20 protein-coding genes are annotated in these 22,249 nt (G+C 65.4%); 14 read left to right on the top strand and 6 right to left on the bottom strand.

Annotation, left to right across the window (positions count from 1 at the left end; genetic code table 11):
- Window positions 1–88 precede the first annotated feature (88 nt).
- Window positions 89–1,501 (top strand): sensor histidine kinase, encoded by a 1,413-nt coding sequence (locus tag P6U30_RS21520; protein ID WP_407164924.1) that lies wholly within the window; start codon window positions 89–91, stop codon window positions 1,499–1,501.
- 85 nt (window positions 1,502–1,586) lie between these two features.
- On the opposite strand, the gene P6U30_RS21515 is transcribed toward P6U30_RS21520, so the two are convergent.
- Complete coding sequence (locus P6U30_RS21515; RefSeq protein WP_407164923.1) at window positions 1,587–2,357, bottom strand: enoyl-CoA hydratase; 771 nt, start codon at window positions 2,355–2,357, stop codon at window positions 1,587–1,589.
- 132 nt (window positions 2,358–2,489) lie between these two features.
- Here P6U30_RS21515 and P6U30_RS21510 point away from each other — a divergent pair, with 132 nt between their 5' ends.
- Both P6U30_RS21510 and P6U30_RS21505 read left to right on the top strand, forming a co-directional pair.
- Window positions 2,490–3,029, top strand: a complete 540-nt coding sequence (locus P6U30_RS21510) for a PaaI family thioesterase (RefSeq protein WP_407164922.1) — start codon at window positions 2,490–2,492, stop codon at window positions 3,027–3,029.
- Window positions 3,030–3,089: 60 nt separating this feature from the next.
- A complete protein-coding gene (locus P6U30_RS21505; protein ID WP_407164921.1) occupies window positions 3,090–3,704 on the top strand; it encodes a TetR/AcrR family transcriptional regulator in 615 nt (204 codons plus the stop codon).
- Window positions 3,705–3,942: 238 nt separating this feature from the next.
- On the opposite strand, the gene P6U30_RS21500 is transcribed toward P6U30_RS21505, so the two are convergent.
- The gene (locus P6U30_RS21500) at window positions 3,943–4,857 is read right to left on the bottom strand and encodes a LysR family transcriptional regulator (protein ID WP_407164920.1); all 915 of its coding nucleotides are present in this window, start codon (window positions 4,855–4,857) and stop codon (window positions 3,943–3,945) included.
- A gap of 119 nt (window positions 4,858–4,976) precedes the next feature.
- Here P6U30_RS21500 and P6U30_RS21495 point away from each other — a divergent pair, with 119 nt between their 5' ends.
- From P6U30_RS21495 to P6U30_RS21455, 9 genes are all read left to right on the top strand, one after another.
- Complete coding sequence (locus tag P6U30_RS21495; protein ID WP_407164919.1) at window positions 4,977–6,473, top strand: CoA-acylating methylmalonate-semialdehyde dehydrogenase; 1,497 nt, start codon at window positions 4,977–4,979, stop codon at window positions 6,471–6,473.
- A 185-nt stretch (window positions 6,474–6,658) separates the two neighbouring features.
- A complete protein-coding gene (locus P6U30_RS21490) occupies window positions 6,659–7,804 on the top strand; it encodes an isobutyryl-CoA dehydrogenase (protein ID WP_407164918.1) in 1,146 nt (381 codons plus the stop codon).
- Window positions 7,801–8,883 carry an enoyl-CoA hydratase/isomerase family protein gene (locus P6U30_RS21485; protein WP_407164917.1) on the top strand — a complete coding sequence of 361 codons (1,083 nt, stop codon included), beginning with the start codon at window positions 7,801–7,803 and terminating at the stop codon, window positions 8,881–8,883. Before P6U30_RS21490 ends, P6U30_RS21485 begins: the two co-directional genes overlap by 4 nt.
- Before the next feature lie 25 nt (window positions 8,884–8,908).
- The gene (mmsB, locus tag P6U30_RS21480) at window positions 8,909–9,796 is read left to right on the top strand and encodes a 3-hydroxyisobutyrate dehydrogenase (protein WP_407164916.1); all 888 of its coding nucleotides are present in this window, start codon (window positions 8,909–8,911) and stop codon (window positions 9,794–9,796) included.
- Window positions 9,797–9,928: 132 nt separating this feature from the next.
- Window positions 9,929–11,659 (top strand): AMP-binding protein, encoded by a 1,731-nt coding sequence (locus P6U30_RS21475; protein WP_407164915.1) that lies wholly within the window; start codon window positions 9,929–9,931, stop codon window positions 11,657–11,659.
- 3 nt (window positions 11,660–11,662) lie between these two features.
- Window positions 11,663–12,142 carry a MaoC family dehydratase gene (locus tag P6U30_RS21470; RefSeq protein ID WP_407164914.1) on the top strand — a complete coding sequence of 160 codons (480 nt, stop codon included), beginning with the start codon at window positions 11,663–11,665 and terminating at the stop codon, window positions 12,140–12,142.
- 192 nt (window positions 12,143–12,334) lie between these two features.
- Window positions 12,335–12,481 carry a hypothetical protein gene (locus tag P6U30_RS21465; RefSeq protein WP_407164913.1) on the top strand — a complete coding sequence of 49 codons (147 nt, stop codon included), beginning with the start codon at window positions 12,335–12,337 and terminating at the stop codon, window positions 12,479–12,481.
- 252 nt (window positions 12,482–12,733) lie between these two features.
- A complete protein-coding gene (locus P6U30_RS21460) occupies window positions 12,734–13,651 on the top strand; it encodes an SDR family NAD(P)-dependent oxidoreductase (RefSeq protein ID WP_407164912.1) in 918 nt (305 codons plus the stop codon).
- 135 nt (window positions 13,652–13,786) lie between these two features.
- Window positions 13,787–14,962: a TIGR03862 family flavoprotein gene (locus tag P6U30_RS21455; RefSeq protein WP_407164911.1), complete on the top strand. Its 1,176-nt coding sequence runs from the start codon at window positions 13,787–13,789 to the stop codon at window positions 14,960–14,962.
- 88 nt (window positions 14,963–15,050) lie between these two features.
- On the opposite strand, the gene P6U30_RS21450 is transcribed toward P6U30_RS21455, so the two are convergent.
- Window positions 15,051–16,268: an MFS transporter gene (locus tag P6U30_RS21450; RefSeq protein ID WP_407164910.1), complete on the bottom strand. Its 1,218-nt coding sequence runs from the start codon at window positions 16,266–16,268 to the stop codon at window positions 15,051–15,053.
- Window positions 16,269–16,362: 94 nt separating this feature from the next.
- On the opposite strand from P6U30_RS21450, the gene P6U30_RS21445 reads away from it, so the two are divergent.
- Window positions 16,363–17,265: a LysR family transcriptional regulator gene (locus P6U30_RS21445; protein WP_407164909.1), complete on the top strand. Its 903-nt coding sequence runs from the start codon at window positions 16,363–16,365 to the stop codon at window positions 17,263–17,265.
- Between the two features lie 380 nt (window positions 17,266–17,645).
- Here P6U30_RS21445 and P6U30_RS21440 read toward each other — a convergent pair whose 3' ends face one another.
- From P6U30_RS21440 to P6U30_RS21430, 3 genes are all read right to left on the bottom strand, one after another.
- Window positions 17,646–18,725 carry a D-TA family PLP-dependent enzyme gene (locus P6U30_RS21440; RefSeq protein WP_407164908.1) on the bottom strand — a complete coding sequence of 360 codons (1,080 nt, stop codon included), beginning with the start codon at window positions 18,723–18,725 and terminating at the stop codon, window positions 17,646–17,648.
- Window positions 18,726–18,852: 127 nt separating this feature from the next.
- Window positions 18,853–20,667 carry an ABC-F family ATP-binding cassette domain-containing protein gene (locus P6U30_RS21435; RefSeq protein ID WP_407164907.1) on the bottom strand — a complete coding sequence of 605 codons (1,815 nt, stop codon included), beginning with the start codon at window positions 20,665–20,667 and terminating at the stop codon, window positions 18,853–18,855.
- Window positions 20,668–20,671: 4 nt separating this feature from the next.
- Window positions 20,672–21,169, bottom strand: a complete 498-nt coding sequence (locus P6U30_RS21430; protein ID WP_407164906.1) for a YaiI/YqxD family protein — start codon at window positions 21,167–21,169, stop codon at window positions 20,672–20,674.
- A gap of 139 nt (window positions 21,170–21,308) precedes the next feature.
- On the opposite strand from P6U30_RS21430, the gene P6U30_RS21425 reads away from it, so the two are divergent.
- Window positions 21,309–22,106 carry a hypothetical protein gene (locus P6U30_RS21425; protein WP_407164905.1) on the top strand — a complete coding sequence of 266 codons (798 nt, stop codon included), beginning with the start codon at window positions 21,309–21,311 and terminating at the stop codon, window positions 22,104–22,106.
- Window positions 22,107–22,249: the final 143 nt, after the last annotated feature.

Raw genomic sequence — 22,249 nt, 5'->3', positions numbered from 1 at the left:
AAAGACGCAACGGCGGGGAGACGCTATCGTAGGTCGTTTTCCGCGCGCCGATTGCCCGTGCCAAGAGATTTCATACCTTGATACCGCGATGCTCAGCCTGTTGACCCGGCTTGGACTGCGCTTCGACGACATCGTCGAAGAGCGCCGGTTCGTGGACCAGTATGTGCGGGGCAACATCGGCTGGACCCAGGTCGCGATGCTGCTCGGCGCGCTCACCTATGCCGGATATACGTTCTGGGACTGGTTTCTCTATCCCGAGATCGTGTCGACCACGCTGGCGATCCGCGGCGGCATCGCCGTGTTCGTTCTGCTGCCGCTGACGGCTTTGCTCGCCGTGCCCGCGATGAAGGCCTGGGCCGAGACGATCTTCCTGGTTTATTGCGTCATCCCGGGCTGCGTGCTGCCGACGGTCTATCTCGTCTTGCCCTCGGGCTTCACCTATGCGGCACCCGGCATGATCATGGTGATCCTGTTCGTCTCGACCATGCTGCCGCTGCGGATTGGGCCGCTGGCGGTGTTCTGTCTGACGACGTGGATCGCGCTGTGTATCGCCGAATCCGTCGCGCCGGGCCTGCCGCCGGGGCTGCGCTTCATCAACCATTCCCTCGTCCTCAACGCCTATGCGCTGTCGCTCTATGCCGTCGCCGCGCGCGAGTACCGCGCGCGCCAGCAGTTTCGGACGGCGGAGGCGCTCAAGCAGGAAAAGGAGCGCTCGGAAGCCTCGTTGCGCGATCTGCACGCAACTCAATCGCATCTCGTGCAGGCCGAGAAGCTCGCCTCGCTCGGGCAACTGGTCGCCGGTGTCGCGCATGAGGTCAGCACGCCGCTCGGCCTGGCGCTGACCACGTCCACGGCGATGGAGGCGGACCTGCGCGCGCTGCGCGGCGCGTTGAGCGGTGCGTCCGTCCGGCGCTCCGACCTGACGAAGGGCATTGGACGGATCGAGGAGGGGTTGCGGATCACCTTTGAAAACCTGCATCGGGCATCCGAGATGGTGCACAGCTTCAAGCAGGTCGCGATCCATCAAGCCGACGAGAAGCGTCATACATTTGAACTCGGGGGATGGCTCGCCGAGTTGATCTCCAAGCTCGGGCCGTTGCTCTCCCGTCAAGGCTTGATCGTCGACGTCGCGTGCCCGCAAGGAATCGTTCTCAACAGCTATCCCGGGGCGCTGGCACAGGTGATCAGCAACCTGGCGTTCAACGCAGCGGCGCATGCGTATCCCGACGGCCGCGGCGGGCCGTTCACGGTGACGGTGACGCAGCCGGATCAGGCACTGGTGCGGATTGCCTGCGCCGATGAAGGCGTCGGCGTCGCCGAGGATTTGCAGGCGCGTGTGTTCGACCCATTCATCACCACCGGACGGGAGCGGGGCAATATCGGGCTCGGCTTGCACGTCGTGTTCAACATCGTCGTGTCATCGCTGAGCGGCCGGATCGCGCTGGAGAGCAAGCCTGGCTGCGGCACGCGGGTATTCGTCGAGATTCCCGTTTCAGGTTGAGGGCCGACGACTGGGTGGAAGGCAGCCGGCCCCCATGCTTTCGAAGTTAAGCGAGCGTAGCAAGCGTAGATGGGATTTCAGACAGCTACCGTTTGCGATCCAGGAATCCCTGCATGAGCCGCTGCGGCTCGCCGGTCAGGAACGACTGTCCGAATACGCCGACGCTGAGATTGACCGACTCGGTGAGCGGCAGCTCTTCCCATCGCCGCAGCAAATCCTTCTGGATGCGCAGCGCCTCGGGGCCGCATTCCAGCAGGGCCTTCACGGTGTGCTCGACCGCCTCGTCGAGGCCGCCGGGCTTTGCGACCGTGTCGACCAGGCCCCAGGCGAGCGCGGTGGGCGCGTCGATGTTTTCCGCCGTCATCATCAGCCAGCGCGCGCGGCCCCAGCCGATCAGCCGCGGCAGCAGCGCGGCGTGGATCACCGAGGGGATGCCGACGCGCACCTCGGGCATGCCGAACATCGCATCATGCGCGGCGACGCGCACATCGCAGGCGGCCGCGACCTCGAGCCCGCCGCCGAGGCACCAGCCAGGCAGCCGGGCGATGACAGGCGCCGGAAACTGGCGCACGGCCTCGCAGAGGTCGCGCAGGCGGCGGATGAACTGCTCGGCGGACTTTTGGTCGAGCTTTGCCATCTCCTTGATGTCGGCGCCGCCGATCATGCTCCGCTCGCTTTCGCCCGACAGGATCACCGCGCGGATGGTCGGGTCGGCGGAGAGATGCTCGAACCCCTCGCGGACGCCATTGGTCACCGCCGAGCTCACGATGTTCAGCTTGCCGGCATTGCAGATCGTCAGGCGGACGACGCCTCTCGAGTCGCGGTCGATACCGCAATGGGGATTGAGCATGTCCATGGTGAACGTCTCGCATCAGGAATTGGTCGGGCCACTTCCCGGACAAAGCATGCTCCTGTCAAGGGATCGAGGCGGTTGCGCGCGCGAGGGGGCATCTATAGAATTATATCAATCATATAAACGGAGCCCGTCATGACGTCAGCAGACACGATCGACCTGTTCTCACCCGATTTGCTGCGTGTGCGCGTCGTGGAATGGCAGGCTCCGGGGCCGGCGGCGAAGGCCGCGGTCGCGATGTCGGGCATCGAGGCCATGCGCGCGATCCGCGACGGCAGGCTGCCGCCGCCGCCGATGGCCAAGCTGATCGGCTTCCGCATGAGCGTGGTCGAGCCGGAGCGGATCGTGATGGAACTCGATCCGCATGAGAGCCTGGAGAACACGATCGGCCTGCTGCACGGCGCGACCGCCGCCGCGCTGCTCGATACCGCGATGGGCTGCGCGCTCTCGACCATGCTTCCGGCGGGCCAGACCTCGGTGACGCTCGATCTCAAGCTGACCTATCTGCGCCCGCTCTCGGTGCGCTCGGGAACCATCACGGCCGAAGGCCGCGTGATCAAGCTCGGCCGGCAGACCAGCTACGCCGAGGGCTTCGTCCGCGACAGCAAGGCCAATCTCGCAGTGCACGCAACCGCGACCTTCTCGATGCTCGGGGAGGCTGCAAAGACGAAATAACTACAGCTTTTCCGGCGCAAATCTGCTATTATATGATTGGAAACATTCCATGAGACCGGTATGCGCTATTCGAAAGAACACAAGCAGGAAACCCATGCGCGGATCGTGCGGAAGGCATCGGTCCGGCTGCGCGAAAAGGGCGCGCACGGAATCGGTGTCGCCGATCTGATGAAGGACGCCGGCCTGACCCATGGCGGCTTCTACGCGCATTTCGACTCGCGCGAGGCGCTGGTGATCGAGGCCTTCAACCATGCGATGGACCGTGGCACCGAACGCTGGCGCAAGGTTGTCGCCGAGATGCCGCCTGAGAGGCGGCTTGCGGCCATCGTCGACGGCTATCTGACGCAGGTCCATCGCGACGATCCTGGCCATGGCTGCGCGATCCCGGCGCTCGGCGCCGAGATCGCGCGCGAGAGCCCGAAGACCCGCAAGGCGTTCGCGCTCAAGCTCGAGCAGATGATCGACATGATCGCTGACCAGATCCTGGACGTGCCGCGCAAGACCGCGCGCAAGCAGGCGATGGCGACGCTTGCGACGATGATGGGCACCATCGTGATGGCGCGGATCGCAGGCAATGGCGAATTGTCCGACGAGGTGCTCGCCGCCGGCCGCGAGGCGGTGCTCGGCCGCGCCGCGGCAGCGAAGGCGCCGGCGAAGAAGGCGAAGGTCAATTAGGCGAGCTGCTTCCCCAACGTCGTCCCGGCGCAGGCCGGGACCCATTACCCCGAATGTTGGTTCTTTAGCTCGCTGGGGCCGCGATCTCGATCACGGCGCATGACGGTGGCTATGGGTCCCGGCCTTCGCCGGGACGACGAGACTGGAGCATGCTCCAGAAAAGTGTGCAGCCGTTTTCCGATCATGTTCAAACAACGAGCTGAAGCGCGATGACGATTCAACTCAATCTCATCGCGCTTTAGGACCCGCTGAACAGGCCACGCTCGGCCTCGACCGTCTCGTAGATATAATCGGCCGCGGCGCGGATGCGCGCGAGGTCCTTGCTGTCGGCGTGCATCAAGAGCCAGAAGGTGCGCGAGATCCGCACCTCGTCCGGCAGCACGGGCTGCAATTCCGGATGCGCGGTCGCCATGAAGTGCGGCAGCACGGCGATGCCGAAGCCCGCGATGGTCGCGTTGAGCTGGGCGATCAGATTGGCGCTGCGGAACTTGGCCGAGATCTTCGGCGAGACCTGCGGCAGATAGTCCAGCTCCGGCGTGAACAGGAGCTCCTCAATGTAGCCGACGAAGCGGTGGCGCGGCAGGTCGCTTCGTCCGGTGATGTCAGGCGCCTGCGCGAGATAGGCGGGTGCGGCATATAGCCCGAGCGTATAGTCGAGCAGCTTGCGGCCGACGATCCGCCCTTCCTTCGGCATGGTCAGGCTGATCGCGATGTCGGCCTCGCGCTTGGACAGGCTGAAGAGGCGCGCGGTCGCGACGAGCTGGAGGTCGAGATCGGGATACCGCTCGGCGAACTTGACCAGCCGCGAGGCCAGGAAGTGGCTGCCGAACCCATCGGGGGCGCCGATCCGCACCGTGCCGGTCAAATGCGCGCGCGAGCCGCCGACCGCCTCCTGGTTGGCCGCGATGGTGGATTCCATCGCCTCCGCGCTGTCGGCGACGCGCTGGCCGGCCTCGGTCAGCAGGTAGCCGGTCTTGCGGCGATCAAACAGTTTTGCGGAGAGGTGACGCTCCAGCCGGTCGACACGCCGGATCACTGTGGCATGATCGACGCCGAGCTGCTTGGCGGCGGCCGAAACCGATCCGCCGCGCACGATGGCGAGCACGAAACGGAAGTCGTCCCAGTCGATTGTGCCGCCGCCTTGATCCAGCATTTCCGCACATCTATGGTGCAATTTATCGGACTTGAATCCTATAAAATGCAGGGTCAATAGGGTTTGTAAAGCGATCTCGCCGGCAGGCTGGCGATTCAGGTCTTCAAGGGAGGTTTTTCATGCGCTCAATCGGACATTTCATCGGTGGCAAGGAGGTCAAGGGCACCTCGGGCCGCACGGCTGACGTCTTCGAGCCGATGACCGGCGACGTCCAGGGTAAGGTCGCGCTGGCTTCCAAGGCCGAGGTCCGCGCCGCGGTCGAGAACGCCAAGGCCGCACAGCCGGAATGGGCATCGACCAATCCGCAGCGCCGCGCCCGCGTCATGATGCGCTTCCTCGAGCTGGTGCAGCGCGACTACGACAAGCTCGCCGAGCTGCTGGCGCGCGAGCACGGCAAGACCGTTCCCGACGCCAAGGGCGATATCCAGCGCGGCCTCGAAGTGGTCGAGTTCGCTTGCGGCATTCCACACCTGATGAAGGGTGAGTACACCGAAGGCGCCGGCCCCGGCATCGACATCTACTCGCTCCGCCAGCCGCTCGGCGTTGTCGCCGGTATCACGCCGTTCAATTTTCCGGCGATGATCCCGATGTGGAAGTTCGCGCCGGCGATCGCCTGCGGCAACGCCTTCATCCTGAAGCCCTCCGAGCGCGATCCCGGCGTGCCGATGGCGCTTGCCGAGCTGATGATCGAAGCGGGCCTGCCGGCCGGCATCCTCAACGTCGTCAACGGCGACAAGGAAGCGGTCGACGCCATCCTCGACGATCCCGACATCAAGGCGATCGGCTTCGTCGGCTCGACCGCGATCGCCGAATACATCTACACCCGCGCGGCCCAGACCGGTAAGCGCTGCCAGTGCTTCGGCGGCGCCAAGAACCATGCCATCGTGATGCCGGATGCCGACATGGATCAGACGGTCGACGCCTTGATCGGTGCGGGCTACGGATCAGGCGGTGAGCGCTGCATGGCGGTCTCGGTCGCGGTGCCCGTCGGCAAGACCACCGCCGACCGCCTGATGGAAAAGCTGATCCCGCGCGTCGAGTCGCTCAAGGTCGGCACCTCGGTCGATCCGTCCGCCGATTACGGTCCGCTGGTGACGCGCGAGGCGGTCGAGAAGGTCAAGAACTACATCGACATCGGCGTCAAGGAAGGCGCCACGCTCGCCGTCGACGGCCGCGGCTTCAAGATGCAGGGCTATGAAAAGGGCTTCTATCTCGGCGGCTCGCTGTTCGACAACGTCACCAAGGACATGCGGATCTACAAGGAAGAGATTTTTGGCCCCGTGCTGTCGGTGGTGCGTGCCCACGACTACAAGGAGGCGCTGGCCCTGCCGTCCGACCACGACTACGGCAATGGCGTTGCGATCTTCACCCGTGACGGCGACGCGGCACGCGACTTCGCGGCCAAGGTGAATGTCGGCATGGTCGGCATCAACGTGCCGATCCCGGTGCCGATCGCCTATTACACCTTCGGCGGCTGGAAGAAGTCGGGCTTCGGCGACCTCAACCAGCATGGTCCGGATTCGATCCGCTTCTACACCAAGACCAAGACGGTGACCTCGCGCTGGCCGTCCGGCGTCAAGGAGGGCGCGGAGTTCTCGATCCCGACGATGAAGTAACGCGAGATTGGAGTGAGCTTCGGCAGCATCGGGAAATCACCTCTCCCTTTGGGAGAGGTCGGCGCGAAGCGCCGGGTGAGGGGCACGGTCTCTCGTTGGAGCGGTACCCTCTCACCCGATTTGCTGCGCAAATCGATCTCTCCCCGTTGGGGGAGAGGTGACTTCACCCTGTAGGGGCATTTGAGATGCAGTTCGCTCTCAACGAGGACCAGATCGCGGTTCGCGACATGGCGCGGGCGTTTGCCGCGGAGAAGATCGCGCCGCACGCGCTCGAATGGGACGAGAAGAAGCACTTTCCTGTCGACGTGATGCGCGAGGCGGCGAGCCTCGGCATCGGCGGCATCTATATCCGCGACGACGTCGGCGGCTCGGCGATGACCCGCTTTGATGCGGCGCTGATCTTCGAGGCGCTGGCGATGGGCTGCCCGACCACGTCGGCCTTCATCTCGATCCACAACATGGCGTCCTGGATGATCGATGCCTACGGCAACGACACCCAGCGCCGTAACTGGCTGCCGAAGCTGTGCACCATGGAGCTGCTGGCAAGCTACTGCCTGACGGAGCCCGGCGCAGGCTCCGACGCCGCTGCGCTCCGCACCCGCGCGGTGCGCGACGGCGACCACTACGTGCTCAACGGTCAGAAGCAGTTCATCTCCGGCGCCGGCGGCACCGATCTGTTGGTTGCCATGGTGCGGACCGGCGGCGACGGACCGGGCGGCGTCTCGACGCTGGTGATCGACGGCAAGACGCCGGGCGTGTCGTTTGGCGCCAATGAGCGCAAGATGGGCTGGAATGCGCAGCCGACCCGCGCGGTGATGTTCGAGAATGCGCGCGTGCCGGTCGAGAACCGGCTCGGCGAGGAGGGCATCGGCTTCAAGATCGCGATGGCGGGTCTCGACGGCGGCCGTCTCAACATCGCGGCGTGCTCGCTCGGCGGTGCGCAGGCGGCGCTCGACAAGGCGCTGGCCTACATGAAGGAGCGCAAGGCGTTCGGAAAGCGGCTCGACGAATTCCAGGCATTGCAGTTCAAGATCGCCGACATGGCGACCGAGCTGGAAGCCGCGCGCACCTTCCTGTGGCGCGCCGCGGCCGCGCTCGACCGCAAGGATCCCGACGCCGGCATGCTCTGCGCGATGGCCAAGCGCTTCGGCACCGATGTCGGCTTCGAGGTCGCCAACCAGGCGCTGCAACTGCACGGCGGCTACGGCTATTTGAGCGAATATGGCATCGAGAAGATCGTGCGCGACCTGCGCGTGCACCAGATCCTCGAAGGCACCAATGAAATCATGCGACTGATCGTGTCGCGCAAGTTGATCGAAGGCGCGCCATGAATGACGCGACAGCAGCAGACGGCGACCTGATCGTCCGGCGCGAAGGGGCGCTGGGCGTGATCCGGCTCAACCGGCCGAAGGCGATCAACGCGATGACGCTGGAGATGTCTCAGGGCATCGACGCGGCGCTGGACCGGTTCGAGCAAGATGGCGAGGTCGCCGTGGTGCTGCTGGAGGGCGCCGGCGAGCGCGGCATGTGCGCCGGCGGCGACATCCGCGGGCTGTACGAGAGCTCGAAGGTGAGGGGAGACCTCGGCAAGGTCTTCTGGCGCCAGGAATACATCATGAATGCGCGGATCGCGAAATATCCGAAGCCCTACGTCGCGTTCATGGACGGCCTCGTGATGGGCGGCGGCGTCGGACTGTCCGCGCACGGCCGTCATCGCGTGGTGACGGAGAAGACCAAGCTCGCGATGCCCGAGGTCGGGCTCGGCTTCTTCCCCGATGTCGGCGGCACCTATCTGCTGTCACGCGCCCCAGGCGAGCTCGGCACCTATTTTGGATTGACCGGGGCGACGATGAATGGCCCTGACGCGATCTACGCCAAGTTCGCTGACGCAGTGGTGCCGAGCGCGAAGCTTGCGGCGCTGCGTGAAGCGCTGACCCAAGTTCGGCCGGGCACGACGTCGGCCGCGATCGACAGCGTGATCCGCGGCTTTGCCACCGGCGAGACGGCGGGTCCGGTCGCAGCGCTGCAGGCGAAAATCGATGGCTGGTTCGCGCGCGGTCGGATGGAAGACATTGTCGAGGCGCTGAAGGCCGACGGGTCCGACCTCGCGCAGGCGACGCTCACGACGCTGGGCGAGAAGTCGCCGCGCGGCATGATCGTGACGCTCAAGCTGCTGCGGCTGGCGCGGGCGACTGCAACGCTGGAGGAGTGCCTGGTGCGCGAGTATCGCGCCGCGCTCGAAGTGTTCGCCAGCGATGACTTCCGCGAGGGCGTGCGCGCCGCCGTGATCGACAAGGACCGCAATCCGAAATGGTCGCCGCCGCGAATTGAGGATGTGACGCCGGAGATGGTGGCGCCATACTTCGCCGGGATCGGCGCTGACGAACTGACATTTCCAGACAGCAAATAGAAACGTCGCAAGCGGAGGAGCTTCCATGGCAAACGTTGCATTCATCGGGCTCGGCAATATGGGCGGGCCGATGGCGGCCAATCTGGTCAAAGCCGGCCACAAGGTCACCGCGTTCGATCTGGTCGCGGCGCTGCGCGATCAGGCCAAGGCAGATGGCGCCGCGATCGCTGAAAGCAGCGTTGCTGCGGTCAAGGGTGCCGACGTCGTCATCACCATGCTGCCGGCCGGCAAGCATGTGCTCGGCGTCTGGACCGACGTTCTTCCGGTGATGGCCAAGGGCACGCTGATCATCGACTGCTCGACCATCGACGTCGAAAGCGCCAAGCAGGCGCACGCGCTTGCCGCCAAGCACGGCATGGCCTCGGTCGATGCGCCGGTCTCGGGCGGCACTGGTGGCGCCAAGGGCGCGACGTTGACCTTCATGTGCGGCGGTGCGGACAAGGCGTTTGCGACGGCAAAGCCCGTGCTGGAGAACATGGGCAAGAAGATCGTGCATTGCGGCGCTGCCGGCGCGGGGCAGGCAGCCAAGATCTGCAACAACATGATCCTCGGCATTTCCATGATTGCGGTGGGTGAAGCCTTCGTGCTCGGCGAAAAGCTCGGCCTGTCGCACCAGGCGCTGTTCGACGTCGCCTCGACCTCGTCGGGGCAGTGTTGGTCGCTGACGACTTATTGCCCGGTTCCCGGCCCGGTGCCGACCTCACCAGCCAACAATGACTACAAGCCGGGCTTCGCCACCAATTTGATGCTGAAGGACCTGACGCTGGCGCAAGACGCAGCCAGGACCGCCGGGGCGGCGACGCCGCTCGGCCAGCATGCGCAGGAGATCTATAAGACCTTCGACGCAACCGGCCATGGCGGGGTCGACTTTTCCGGGATTATCCAGCACGTTCGGAGCCTCGCTGGAAAGTAATTTTGGTTGCGTCATCCTGAGGTGCGAGCGCCAGCGAGCCTCGAAGGATGCGGTGCCCGTGGCCCATCCTTCGAGACGCCGCGCAATGGCGCGGCTCCTCAGGATGACGCCGAGAAGACGTGGTGAAGCACCATGACCACATTTCAGGACGCACGCGCTTTTCTGCTCAAGCACCGCACCGACTATGACACCGCGGTCAAAGATTTTCGCTGGCCCGACCCGGTGCCGTTCAACTGGGCGCTGGACTGGTTCGACGCCGAATTGGCACGCCATCCCGACAGTCGCGACCGGCCGGCGCTGTGGATCGTCGATGCCGCCAGCAACAACGAGACGAAGCTCTCCTTCGCCGAACTGTCGCGCCGTTCCAACCGGGTGGCGAACTTCCTGCGTGCGCAGGGGCTGAAGCGCGGCGATCATCTCCTGCTGCTGCTCGGCAATGTCGTGCCGCTCTGGGAGACCATGCTGGCGGCGATCAAGCTCGGCGTCGTGGTGATCCCCGCGACCACGCTGCTGACGGGAGACGAATTGCGTGACCGGCTCGATCGCGGCAAGGCAAAGGCGGTTGTCGCCACCCACGATCAAGCTGCGAAGTTTGCGGGCCTTGGCAGCGACAAGCTCGTGCGCATCGTGATCGGTGCGACGCAGGCGCCCGAGGGCTGGCTGCCGTTCGAGGATGCGGCCAAAGCGTCCGAGAGCTTCACGCCCGATGGCCTGACCCAGGCCGACGACCCGATGCTGCTCTATTTCACCTCGGGCACCACGGCGAAGCCGAAGCTGGTGCGGCACAGCCAGCGCAGCTATCCGGTCGGCCATCTCTCGACGATGTACTGGATCGGGCTGCAGCCCGGCGACATCCACCTCAACATCTCCTCGCCCGGCTGGGCCAAGCACGCCTGGAGCTGCTTCTTCGCGCCGTGGAACGCCGGCGCCACGATCTTCATCGCGAACCAGCCACGCTTCGAGGCGAAAGGACTGCTCTCGATCATCGGCCGTTGCGGCGTCACCACGCTGTGCGCGCCACCGACGGTGTGGCGGATGTTCATCCAGGAGCAGCTTGCGAGCTACAAGGTCTCGCTGCGCGAGGTCTGTGGCGCCGGCGAGCCGCTCAATCCCGAGATCATCGACCAGGTCAAATCGGCCTGGGGCCTCACCATCCGTGACGGCTACGGCCAGACCGAAACCACGGCGCTCGCCGGTAACTCGCCCGGGCAGAAGGTGAAGGTCGGCTCGATGGGCCGTCCGCTGCCGGGCTATCGCGTCCAGGTGTCAGACAATGATGGCCAGCCGGCGAGGGAAGGCGAGGTGACGCTGCTGCTCGGCGTCGACCGGCCGGCTGGACTGATGCAGGGCTACCAGGGCGATGACGGCAAGCTCGGCGGCGCCGACGGCGACATCTATCGCAGCGGCGACGTCGTGTTCGCCGATGACGAAGGCTATCTCACCTTCGTCGGCCGCACCGACGACGTGTTCAAGTCCTCCGACTACCGGATCTCGCCGTTCGAGCTCGAGAGCGTGCTGCTCGAGCACGATGCGGTGGCCGAGGCTGCCGTGGTGCCGAGTCCGGATCCGATCCGGCTCGCGATCCCGAAGGCTTATGTGCTGCTGGTCTCCGGCGTCGAGCGCACCCCGGAGACGGCGCTCTCGATCTTCAAGCATCTGCACAGCCGCCTTGCGCCGTTCAAGCGCATCCGCAAGCTCGAACTGGTCACCGAGCTGCCGAAGACGATCTCCGGAAAAATCCGCCGGGTGCAGTTGCGCCGGCTCGAACATGACGATAATCGCAGCGATGCGTTGCGCGGAGTCGAGTTTCGTGAGGAAGAATTCCCGGAGCTGCAGAAAGTGCGGTCGGGTTCGGAGAGCTAATCGATGAATGAAGTCTGGAAGAAGCCGCCGGTGTCCCTGGAAACCTACCAGGGCATGGTCGGCAAAGAGATCGGCGTGTCCTCATGGCATCTGATCGATCAGGGCCGCATCAACACCTATGCCGACGTGATCGAAGATCACCAGTTCATCCATGTCGATCCCGAGCGCGCCAGCAAGGAAACTGCCTTCGGCACCACGATCGCGCACGGCTTCCTCACGATGTCGCTGATGTCAATCATGTCCTACGAGGTGATGCCCGTCGTCGAGGGCACCGCGATGGGCGTCAACTACGGCTTCGACAAGCTGCGCTTCATCTCGCCGGTGCGCGCCGGCAAGCGCGTTCGCGGCCGCTTCGTCCTGGCGGAAGCCACGCTGCGCAAGCCGAAGGAATTGCTGTCGCGCACCAACGTCACGGTCGAGATCGAGGGCGAGGAAAAGCCCGCTTTGGTCGCCGATTGGCTCGGCCTGATCTATTTCAACTAAGGCGTCATGAGATCGAGTGAAGAGACTGCGCTCCCGCTTGCGGGTCTGCAAGCGGGAGAGGTGGAGCGAGCCCGGCTCAACCCGCCGTCATAGCTGGTGCATTGCTCGCTTGGTCCACGTAGCGCATTGACGGCGACGATCCCTGGTGTTCATCATCCCTCCGTAGGCGGTGCGGTCCCGGGAGTGGCAGCCATGGTGCAGAACATCGTCGCCGGACTTGTCGTGGTCGCTTTGATTGTGATTGGTCTCATTAGCTTCGCCCAAGAGCACCACGAGTGCTGGAACGGGCACCTGCTCAAAACCTTGAAGCCCTGCGGATCGATGGCCCCTTCGGTATAGCGTGCCCGTGGCCGTCAGGGCCGGGCTTGACCCGGCCATCCATCGCTGCTCAAAACGTCTCCAGCCTCTTCAGGCCGTTCGAGCGGCACCCTCTCCCCTTGTGGAAGGGGTGGCGCAATCGAGCGGAGCGAGATGAAGCCGGGTGAGGGGTCTCTCTCCGCGAGCTCATCTGTGGAGAGAACCCCTCATCCGGCGCTGCGCGCCACCTTCTCCCACAAGGGGCAGAAGGGAAGAAGTACAGGAATCGACGGCATGGCAATCAGGTTTGACGGACGCGTCGCTATCGTGACCGGCGCGGGCAATGGTCTCGGACGGGCGCATGCGTTGGGGCTCGCCAGCCGCGGCGCCAAGGTCGTGGTCAACGATTTCGGCGGCGCGCGCGACGGCACCGGCGGCTCGCTGTCGCCGGCCGAGACCGTGGTCGAGGAAATCCGCAAGGCGGGCGGCACCGCGATGGCCGACGGCGCCGACGTCTCGAACTTCGAGCAGGTCACCGCGATGGTCGAGCGCGCCACCAAGGAGTGGGGCAGCGTCGACCTGTTGTGCGCCAATGCCGGGATCCTGCGCGACAAGTCGTTCGCCAAGCTCGAGGTCGCGGACTGGGACAAGGTGCTCGGCGTGCATCTCACCGGCACGTTCTACTGTTGCAAGGCGGTGTGGGCCGGCATGCGCGAGCGCAACTACGGCCGCATCGTGCTGACGACTTCGTCGTCGGGCCTGTTCGGCAATTTCGGCCAGGCCAATTACGGCGCCGCCAAGGCCGGCATGGTCGGCCTGATGAACGTGCTCGCCGAAGAGGGCCGCAAGAACAACATCAAGGTCAACACGATCTCGCCGACCGCCGCGACCCGCATGACCGAGGAACTGCTGCCGCCGCAGGCGCTGGCGCTGATGAAGCCGGAAGCGATCACGCCGGCGGTCGAGTTTCTGCTCAGCGAGGACGCGCCGACCCGCACCATCATGGGCGCCGGCGCCGGCTCGTTCGCCATCATCAAGGTGCTGGAGACCGAAGGCGTCAACCTTCCACAGTCCGACTGGACGCCAGACGCGGTCGCTGCGCACTTCAACGAGGTCGGCGACATGTCCACCGCGAAGGCGCTGCAGGGCGCGTTCGAGCAGACGCAGAAATATGTCGCCCAGGCCGCCGCGCGCGCGGGGATCAAGCTATAAGCGATTTCGTTCGTCATTCCGGGTCTGCTGCTTTCGCACCATCCCGGAATGACGTTCATGCAAATGGACGGTCGTTTGATGTCGTCCCCACCTACCAAACACGTCGTTGTCATCGGAGGCGGCCCCGCGGGGCTGATGACAGCGGAGGTGCTCGCGGCTGGTGGTGCCGGCGTCACCGTCTATGACGCGGTGCCGTCGGCTGGTCGCAAATTCCTGATGGCCGGCCGCGGCGGGCTCAATCTCACTCACTCCGAACCGCTGCCGGAATTCCTCGCGCGCTATCGCGAGGCAAGGCCCCATCTGAAGGCCGCGGTCGAGGCGTTTCCACCTGAGGGCCTGCGTGCGTGGTGTGAAGCACTGGGGCAGCCGACCTTCGTCGGCACGAGCGGCCGCGTCTTCCCCAAGGCGTTCAAGGCATCGCCTCTGCTGCGCGCCTGGCTGCGGCGGCTCGATGCCGCGGGCGTGCGGTTTGCATTCCGGCATCGCTGGGTCGGATGGGATGAGGCGGGCGGGCTCCTGTTCGAGACGCCGGACGGTCAACGCGTATGTCATGCGGACGCAGCCGTGCTCGCGCTCGGCGGCGCGAGCTGGCCGCGGCTTGGGTCTGACGGCGCATGGACGGCGATACTCGCGGCGAAGGGCGTTGCCATTGCGCCGATGACGGCGGCCAATTCCGGGTTTACCGTCGCCTGGTCCGATCTCTTCCGCGACAGGTTTGAAGGCCAACCGCTCAAGAGCGTCGCATTCACAATCGGCGCGCACGCGGTGCGCGGCGAGGCCATCGTCACCCGCGCCGGCATCGAAGGCGGCGCGATCTACGCGCTGTCGGCGGAGCTGCGCGAGGCGGTGCTGGCGAAAGGAACGGCAACGCTCCACGTCGCATTGCGTCCCGACGTTGCGACGGACGAATTGTTCACCCGGTTGTCGGCGCCGAGGGGCAAGCAATCCTTCTCCAACTTCCTGCGCAAGGCCGCGCAGCTCTCGCCGGTCGGCATCGGGTTGTTGCAGGAGGCCGCAGCCATCGCCGGCCGGCCGCTCGCGTCGCTGCCGGCGGCCGATCTCGCCGCAATGATCAATAGGGTGCCGATCCGAATCACCGGCGTGGCGCCGATCGCGCGTGCGATCTCGACCGCGGGCGGGATCAGGTTCGACGAGCTCGACGACCACTTCATGCTGCGCCGGCTGCCTGGTACCTTCGCCGCCGGCGAGATGCTCGACTGGGAAGCTCCGACCGGCGGCTATCTGTTGCAGGCGGCGTTCGCGACCGGTGTCGCCGCAGGGAATGGTGCGCTCAGATGGCTCAAACGGTAGGATGGGTAGAGCCGCAGCGAAACCCATCAAGCTTCCGCACCGATGAGATTTGATGGGTTTCGCTGCGCTCTATCCATCCTACGACATCTCATGACGACCCGGTCTTTGTTGCGAGATCGGTGATGACGCCGAGCACGCCGAAGGCGCCGGCCACCACGCACACCATCGTCCAGCCGCCAAAGCTCCAGGCGGCGGAGGCGGCCGCAGCTCCGACTGCGCCGCCGATGAAGAACAGCGCCACGAACAGGCCATTGATGCGCCCGCGCGCCTCGGGCCGCAGCAGGTTGACCGCGCGGCGGCCGAGCGTCTGATCCGTGGTGATGCCGAGATCGAGCAGGATCGCACCGATGCTCATCACCAGCAGTGCCGCGATCCGGGATTCGAGCATGGCGGCCCAGATGCACAGCGCAACCGCGATGATGATAAGCAGATGCGAGCCGATCAAGAGCGGCCGCGCAAAGCCCCTATCGCCCCAGCGGCCGGCCGCCGAGGTCGCCGCGGCTCCGGCCACACCGATCAATGCGAACAACGCGATCCCCCTGGCGTCGAGATTGAACGGCGCATCGGGTAGGCGCAATGCGACCGCGGCCCAGAATGCGGTGAACGATGCCATCACCAGCGCCGCGGTCCAGGCACGCACGCGCAGCACCGGCTCCTCGCGCAGCAGCGTCGGAAACGAGCGCAGCAATGCACCGTAGCTCGTGGCCGTGACTGGTTTGAGCGTCGGTAGGCAGCGCGCCAGCGCCGCGGTAAGCACAATCATCAGAATGGCCGAGGTGATGTAGTAGCCGCGCCAGTTCCAGGCGTCCGCGATCAGGCTCGCCGCCGGGCGCGACAGCAGGATGCCGATCATCAATCCGCTCATGACGTCGCCGATCGCCTGGCCGCGACGCTCCGGCGCCACCATGGAGGCGACCAGCGGCACCACCATCTGGATCGCAGCGCAGGAGGCGCCGAGGATGAAGGTTGCGGCAAGCAGAAAGTCGGGCGTTGGCGCGAGCGCGGTGCCCAGCGCCGCCACGATCGCACAAGCCAGCGTGCGCAGGATCAGCCGCTTGTTCTCGACCAGATCGACCAGCGGCACCAGCAGCAACAGACCGAGCGCGTAGCCGAGCAGCGTCAGCGTCGACATCAGGCCGGCCTCGAATGCGGTCATCTCGAGTGAACGGCCCATCAGTCCGACCAGGATTTGCGGCGCGAACAGATTGGTGACGACGGTGCCGGTCGTGATGGCGCCGATCCAGATCAGGGGACGCACCGAGACGGGGCGGGCCGAAGAGAGCTTGGTGACGTCGGAGATGGTCATGGGACCTCGCGGATGAAGTTGCGAAGCCCCCTTTAGGGGATTGGCCTAATATGCTACAATTCAAATAAGATAATGAAGAATATGCGAGTCTGTTATGAATACGCATGACCTTGTCGCCTTCGTCGCGGTGGTGGAGACCGGATCGATCGTCGCGGCCTCGGCGCGGCTGAATCTGACCCAGCCCGGCGTGACGCGGCGGATCCAGAATCTCGAGGAAATGCTCGGTGCGCAGCTTTTGGACCGGCTGTCGAAACCGCTGAAGCCGACGCCGGCCGGATACGAGGCCTACGAGCAGGGCCGACGCCTGCTGCGCATGCTCGACGATCTAAAGTCCGGGGTCGCAAATGACGGCGTGGTGCGCGGCGAGTTCAGGCTCGGCTTGACGCCGTTCCTGTCGGAGGCGGGGCTCACCGGGCCGCTCGATGCGGTGCGCGCGGAATTTCCCGCGCTCGCGGTGCGCGTCGTGTCCGGCTGGTCGCCGCATCACCTGGAGTCTGTGTCGCGCAACGAGCTCGACGCAGCCGCGGTCTGCCTGCCTGACGGCACCGCGCCGCCGGCGGAGCTTCTTGCCGATGATCTCGGCGTGCAGCCGGTGGTGTTCGTCGTCGCGCGCGACATGAAGACGCCGAAGTCGGTCGACCTCGAATGGCTGTCCCGCATGGGATGGGTGATCAATCAGGATGGGTGCGGCTTTCGCCAGACGCTGAAGCGTCACTTCGATGCGGCGCATCTGCCGTTCACGGTCGCGGTCGAGGCACTGGACAGCGAGTTGCGCCTGTCGCTGGTTGCGCGCGGGCTCGGCATCGGGCTCGTGACCCCGGCGGCACTGAAGCGCAGCCCGATCCGCAACCGGCTCAAGATCGTCAGGATCGAGGATTTCAACCCCGCGGTCCGCGCCTGGATCGTGCATCGCCCGCCGGCCGGCCGATTGGCGCAGCCGATCGAGGTGTTTCGCGAGGCGCTGAATCAGGAGCTGCAGGCGCTGGTGCGGGCGTAGGTCGATCTCAGGCGGATAGCACCGCGACGGCACTGCGCTCCCTCTCCCGCTTGCGGGGAAGGGCTGGGGTGGGGGTATTACCGCGAGTCATATTGTCGAGACAGCCCCCACCCGTATCGCATCTGGCGATGCCATACGACCTCTCCCGCAAGCGCAGGGCTATCGCATATGCCGCCTTGGATGGCTACGCACGTACTCGGCCTCGTGGTTCGAGACGCGCCGCAAGCGGCGCTCCTCACCATGAGGGTCTACTATTGTGCCGCAAAACAAGACTTCATCCTGAGGAGCCCGCCAAAGGCGGGCGTCTCGAAGGATGGGCCACAGGGCGTTTTTTTCCAAATGCGATTGCCCTACCCGCAAGCGGGAGAGGTGGACGGAGGCTACCGCAGCTTCCCTCTTGCCGCGACCGGCAGCGTGCCGATGATCTCGTCGCCGCGCACCATCACGACCTCGTCCATCATGTTGACGACGACGCAGACGTGATTGGGAACGATCCGCACGACGTCACCGACGTTCGGCCGGGTGTTGCTGCGGGACAGATCGAGAAAGCCGTGCTCCTCGGCAAAGCGCGCGATCCTGGCTTCGGGATGCTCCAGGATCAGGCCGTGACCCTCGAGGCCGCCGGTATCCGTGGTCAGTGTCTTCGAACCAGCATCGAGGATGCCGCGCTCCGGGCCGGCGCGGCTGACGACGGTGGAATAGATGTGCAGCGCGCAGTCGTCCCACGTCGCGACGCCGGCGGCGACCTGCATGCGGTCGTTGTAGATGTAGGTGCCAAAGCGGTGCTCGGTGCCGCCCTTCAGCTTGCCGAGATTCCTCAGGTTCGGCGTGCCGCCGGTCGAGACGATCGGAGCATCGAGCCCATGCGCGCGCACGCCGGCCAGCGCCTCGTCGTAGAATTTCTGCGCTTCCGTCCAACCGGTCTCGGTCGGATACAGCATAAAGCCCGCGAAGATCAGGCCCTTTGAGCTGGCAATCTCCCGCGCCAGCGCGATCGCCTCCGCTGGCGTCTCGACGCCGGCGCGCTTGCGGCCGGTGTCGCATTCCACGACGACGGAGAGCGGACGGCCTGACGCCGCCGCCGCCTTCGGCAGGTCGCCGACGACGACCGAATTGTCGGCCGCGACGGTGACGTTGGCTTTTGCCTGGAGAGCGCCGAGCCGCGCCATCTTCTCGTCGCCGAGCAGATTGTAGCTGATCAGGATGTTGTCGATCCCGGCGTCCGCCATGATCTCGGCCTCGCCGAGCTTCTGGCAGGTGATGCCCTTCGCACCGGCCTTGACCTGTAGCTGCGCCAACGTCGGATTCTTGTGCGTCTTGATATGCGGCCTGTTGGCGACGCCGGCGGCATCGCAGGCCGCCTGGATGCGGGCGATGTTGCGCTCGACCCGGTCCATGTCGATCACGGCGCAGGGCGTGCCGTATTCACGGGCGATCTTGGCGGCGAGGGACGTGGTCATCGGGTCAACTCCGGTTCAGAATTCCCGTCATTGCGAGGAGCGCAGCGACGAAGCAATCCATGCATCAGCGGACGTGGACAGATGGATTGCTTCGCTTCGCTCGCAATGACGGGGAGGGACATAGTGTTCACGCCTGTTCGATCTCTTCGCGCAGCACTTCGAGCTCGAGCCAGCGGTCTTCTGCGGCAGCGAGTTCGTCCTGCGCCTTGGCGATCGCCGCGGATGCGACGTTGAACTTGTTGCGATCCTTGGTGTAGAGGTCGGGATCGTCAAGCAGCTTCTGCTGCTTGGCGATCTCAGCCTGCAGCTTGTCGATCGTTTTGGGCAGCGTTTCCAGCGCATGCTTCTCGTTGAAGCTCAGCCGGCGCTTTGGCGCCGCCTCGGGCGCTGCGGCCCTCGCTTCCTTTTTCTCATCGGCCGCGGCTTGCGCCTTCACCGTCTCGCGCTTCACGTCGGCGCCGCGCTGCGCCAGCATATCGGTGTAGCCGCCGGCATATTCGATCCAGCGGCCCTGGCCCTCCGGCACGATCACCGAGGTCACGACGCGATCGAGGAAGTCGCGGTCGTGGCTGATCAGGATCACGGTGCCTTCGTAGTCGCCGAGCATCTCTTCGAGCACGTCGAGGGTTTCGAGATCGAGATCGTTGGTCGGCTCGTCTAACACCAGGAGGTTGGACGGCTTCGCCAGCGCACGCGCCAGCATCAGCCGGCCGCGCTCGCCGCCGGACAGCGCCTCCAGCGGCGTGCCGCGCTGCTCCTGCGCGAACAGGAAGTCCTTCATGTAGCCGATGACGTGCTTCGGCTTGTCACCGACCATCACATGGTCGCCGCGGCCGCCGGTCAGTGCCTCGGCCAATGTGAGCTTCGGATCGAGGCTTTCGCGGTGCTGATCCAGCGTCGCCATCTCGATATTGGCACCAAGCCGCACCGAGCCGCTGTCGGGCGGATCGTTGCCGATCAGAAGATGCACCAGCGTGGTCTTGCCGGCGCCATTGGGGCCTACGATGCCGATGCGGTCGCCGCGCTGAATTCTCGTCGAGAAGCCGTCGACGATGGTGCGCTCGCCATAGGCCTTGGTGATGCCCTTCGCCTCGATCACGAGGCGGCCGGATTTCTCGGCCTCCGCAGCCGCCAGCGTGGCGTTGCCGGTGGCGCCGCGATAGTTCCTCCGCTGGTCGCGCAGGGCGTGCAGATTGCCGAGCCGCTTGACGTTGCGCTTGCGGCGGCCGGAGACGCCGTAGCGCAGCCAGTGCTCCTCGTTGACAATCTTGCGGTCGAGCTTGTGCTGCTCGCGCTCTTCCTCCCCCAGCACCTCGTCGCGCCATGCCTCGAACGCGCCGAAGCCGCGGTCGATCTGCCTGATCTGGCCGCGGTCGAGCCAGGCGGTGGTGCGCGACAGGTTGGTGAGGAAGCGGCGGTCGTGGCTGATCAGCACCAGCGCGCAGCGCCGGCTCTCCAGTTCTCCCTCGAGCCATTCGATGGTCGGCAGGTCGAGATGGTTGGTCGGCTCGTCGAGCAAAAGGATGTCGGGCGAGGGCGCCAGCACCCGCGCCAGCGCCGCGCGCCGTGCCTCGCCGCCGGAGACATGCGCGGGATCTTCTTCGCCGCTGAGGCCGAGCTGCTCGAGCAGATAGCGCGCCTGGTAGTGGTCGTCGCCCGGGCCGAGCCCGGCCTCGACATAGGACAGCGTGGTCGCATGGCCGGCGAAATCGGGCTCCTGCGGCAAATAGCGGATGGTGGCGCCGGGCTGCACGAAGCGGCTGCCGGAGTCGGGCTCGACAAGGCCGGCCGCGATCCGCAGCAGCGTCGACTTGCCGGAGCCGTTGCGTCCGATCAGGCAGACGCGCTCGCCGGCTGAGACCGACAGCTCGACGCCGGTCAAGAGCGGCGTGCCGCCGAAAGTGAGGCTGATGTCCTTGAGCTGAATGAGCGGTGGTGCCATCGCGTCAGCCCTGGGTCGTCGTCGCCTGCTCCGCGCGGCGGCGCTGGATGCGGCGGATGGTCTGGTCGAGTGTCGAGATGAAGGTCGAGCGGTCCCGCGGCGAGAACGATTTCGGCCCGCCGGTAATTTCACCCGACGACCGCAGATCGGTCATCAGGTTGCGCATGGCAAGCGTCATGCCGATCGATTGTTCCGTGAACGGCTTGCCGTTCGGCGCGATCACCTCGGCGCCGGCCTTGACGCAGCGGCCCGCCAGCGGAATGTCCGCAGTGATGACAACGTCGCCCTCATGGGCGCGTTCCGCGATCCAGTCGTCGGCGGCATCCATCGCGGAACCGGCAGCGATGCGCTCGATCAGCGGGTCCTGCGGAACGCGGATGAAGCCGCCTGCAACCACGCTGACCGACACGCCGAGACGGATCGCGACGCGGTAGATCTCGTCCTTCACCGGGCAGGCGTCGGCATCGACATAGATTCGGGTGGGGGTAGGAGTTTCAGTCATCGATCCAGAGAGTAGCGGCGTGCGCGGGCCCCGCGTGTACTCCATCGGGCGGAAAATTGCGAGCAAAACGAGAGGCTTGCCACAGTGTTCGGTTGAACTACGATCATCGCCAGAAAAGCAACCGAAATAAGGGAAACCCATGGCAGCTCCGCAAACCTACCGCGTCTCGGCTTACAACACCTCGAAGCTGTCAGAGAACAAGATCCACGACGACACGGTGGCGCGGAAATTCGGCTTCTCCGGCGGTTTGGTGCCCGGCGTCGATGTCATGGCCTACATGATGCACCTGCCGGTCGAGACATGGGGCGGCGATTTCCTCGAGCGCGGGCTGATCGAAGCGCGCTTCGTGAAGCCGGTCTATGACGGCGAGATCGCGGAATTGACCGGCCAGGAGACCGGCAATGGGTTGTCGATCGAGCTGCGTAGCCGCGGTGAGCTCTGCGCCACCGGCACTGCGTCGCTACCGGCCTTGGCGCCGAAGGTCGCGATTGACGACTACAAGGAGGTTGCGGCGGTGGCCGAGCGCAAGCCTGTCAGCGCGTCGTCCTACGAGCTTGGCAAATGGCTCGGCACCATCCCGCGCGATTGGTCCGGCGATGCCGCGAAGGAATATCTCGCTGATATCAGGGAGACCGATCCGATCTACCTGCGCAAAGGGCTCGGCCATCCCGGCCTGCTGCCGCGGGTGATGAACAAGGTGCTGGTCGACAACGCGATCCTCGGGCCCTGGATCCACGTCGGCACCCGCATGCAGCTTTTGTCGGCATCGAAGATCGGCGACGAACTGACGGCGCGGGCCAAGGTCGTCGGCAATTATGACAAGAAGGGCCATCGCTTCGTCGAGCTCGACGCCCTGGTGCTCGCCAACGGCACAACGCCGCTGGCGCATTGCTGGCACATCGCGATCACCCAGCCGCGCGAGCAGGCGGCGGCGTAGGGCCTGGTGTAGGCGCAGCCCGCTTAGTCTCGCGGCTTTGCTTTCAGTTCAAAGAAAGCCGCTCGCCTGCGGCCAACTCGCGGCAAAATGTCTTTCCCCGCGCAACGACCGCGCTTCGCCATAAAGTGCGTTACGATCCTCTC

Origin of the sequence: Bradyrhizobium sp. ORS 111, assembly GCF_045571485.1 — a bacterium.
In the GTDB taxonomy this organism is placed as follows: Bacteria; Pseudomonadota; Alphaproteobacteria; order Rhizobiales; family Xanthobacteraceae; genus Bradyrhizobium.
Note: the sequence above shows the minus strand (reverse complement) of the source record. Positions and strands in the feature narration are given on the sequence as shown.

What these genes read in the sequence shown, in the direction of transcription:
- P6U30_RS21520 (WP_407164924.1), top strand. Translation starts at nt 89, where the DNA reads ATGCTCAGCCTGTTGACCCGGCTTGGACTGCGCTTCGACGACATCGTC.
- P6U30_RS21515 (WP_407164923.1), bottom strand. Translation starts at nt 2,357, where the DNA reads ATGGACATGCTCAATCCCCATTGCGGTATCGACCGCGACTCGAGAGGC.
- P6U30_RS21510 (WP_407164922.1), top strand. Translation starts at nt 2,490, where the DNA reads ATGACGTCAGCAGACACGATCGACCTGTTCTCACCCGATTTGCTGCGT.
- P6U30_RS21505 (WP_407164921.1), top strand. Translation starts at nt 3,090, where the DNA reads ATGCGCTATTCGAAAGAACACAAGCAGGAAACCCATGCGCGGATCGTG.
- P6U30_RS21500 (WP_407164920.1), bottom strand. Translation starts at nt 4,857, where the DNA reads ATGCTGGATCAAGGCGGCGGCACAATCGACTGGGACGACTTCCGTTTC.
- P6U30_RS21495 (WP_407164919.1), top strand. Translation starts at nt 4,977, where the DNA reads ATGCGCTCAATCGGACATTTCATCGGTGGCAAGGAGGTCAAGGGCACC.
- P6U30_RS21490 (WP_407164918.1), top strand. Translation starts at nt 6,659, where the DNA reads ATGCAGTTCGCTCTCAACGAGGACCAGATCGCGGTTCGCGACATGGCG.
- P6U30_RS21485 (WP_407164917.1), top strand. Translation starts at nt 7,801, where the DNA reads ATGAATGACGCGACAGCAGCAGACGGCGACCTGATCGTCCGGCGCGAA.
- mmsB (WP_407164916.1), top strand. Translation starts at nt 8,909, where the DNA reads ATGGCAAACGTTGCATTCATCGGGCTCGGCAATATGGGCGGGCCGATG.
- P6U30_RS21475 (WP_407164915.1), top strand. Translation starts at nt 9,929, where the DNA reads ATGACCACATTTCAGGACGCACGCGCTTTTCTGCTCAAGCACCGCACC.
- P6U30_RS21470 (WP_407164914.1), top strand. Translation starts at nt 11,663, where the DNA reads ATGAATGAAGTCTGGAAGAAGCCGCCGGTGTCCCTGGAAACCTACCAG.
- P6U30_RS21465 (WP_407164913.1), top strand. Translation starts at nt 12,335, where the DNA reads ATGGTGCAGAACATCGTCGCCGGACTTGTCGTGGTCGCTTTGATTGTG.
- P6U30_RS21460 (WP_407164912.1), top strand. Translation starts at nt 12,734, where the DNA reads ATGGCAATCAGGTTTGACGGACGCGTCGCTATCGTGACCGGCGCGGGC.
- P6U30_RS21455 (WP_407164911.1), top strand. Translation starts at nt 13,787, where the DNA reads ATGACAGCGGAGGTGCTCGCGGCTGGTGGTGCCGGCGTCACCGTCTAT.
- P6U30_RS21450 (WP_407164910.1), bottom strand. Translation starts at nt 16,268, where the DNA reads ATGACCATCTCCGACGTCACCAAGCTCTCTTCGGCCCGCCCCGTCTCG.
- P6U30_RS21445 (WP_407164909.1), top strand. Translation starts at nt 16,363, where the DNA reads ATGAATACGCATGACCTTGTCGCCTTCGTCGCGGTGGTGGAGACCGGA.
- P6U30_RS21440 (WP_407164908.1), bottom strand. Translation starts at nt 18,725, where the DNA reads ATGACCACGTCCCTCGCCGCCAAGATCGCCCGTGAATACGGCACGCCC.
- P6U30_RS21435 (WP_407164907.1), bottom strand. Translation starts at nt 20,667, where the DNA reads ATGGCACCACCGCTCATTCAGCTCAAGGACATCAGCCTCACTTTCGGC.
- P6U30_RS21430 (WP_407164906.1), bottom strand. Translation starts at nt 21,169, where the DNA reads ATGACTGAAACTCCTACCCCCACCCGAATCTATGTCGATGCCGACGCC.
- P6U30_RS21425 (WP_407164905.1), top strand. Translation starts at nt 21,309, where the DNA reads ATGGCAGCTCCGCAAACCTACCGCGTCTCGGCTTACAACACCTCGAAG.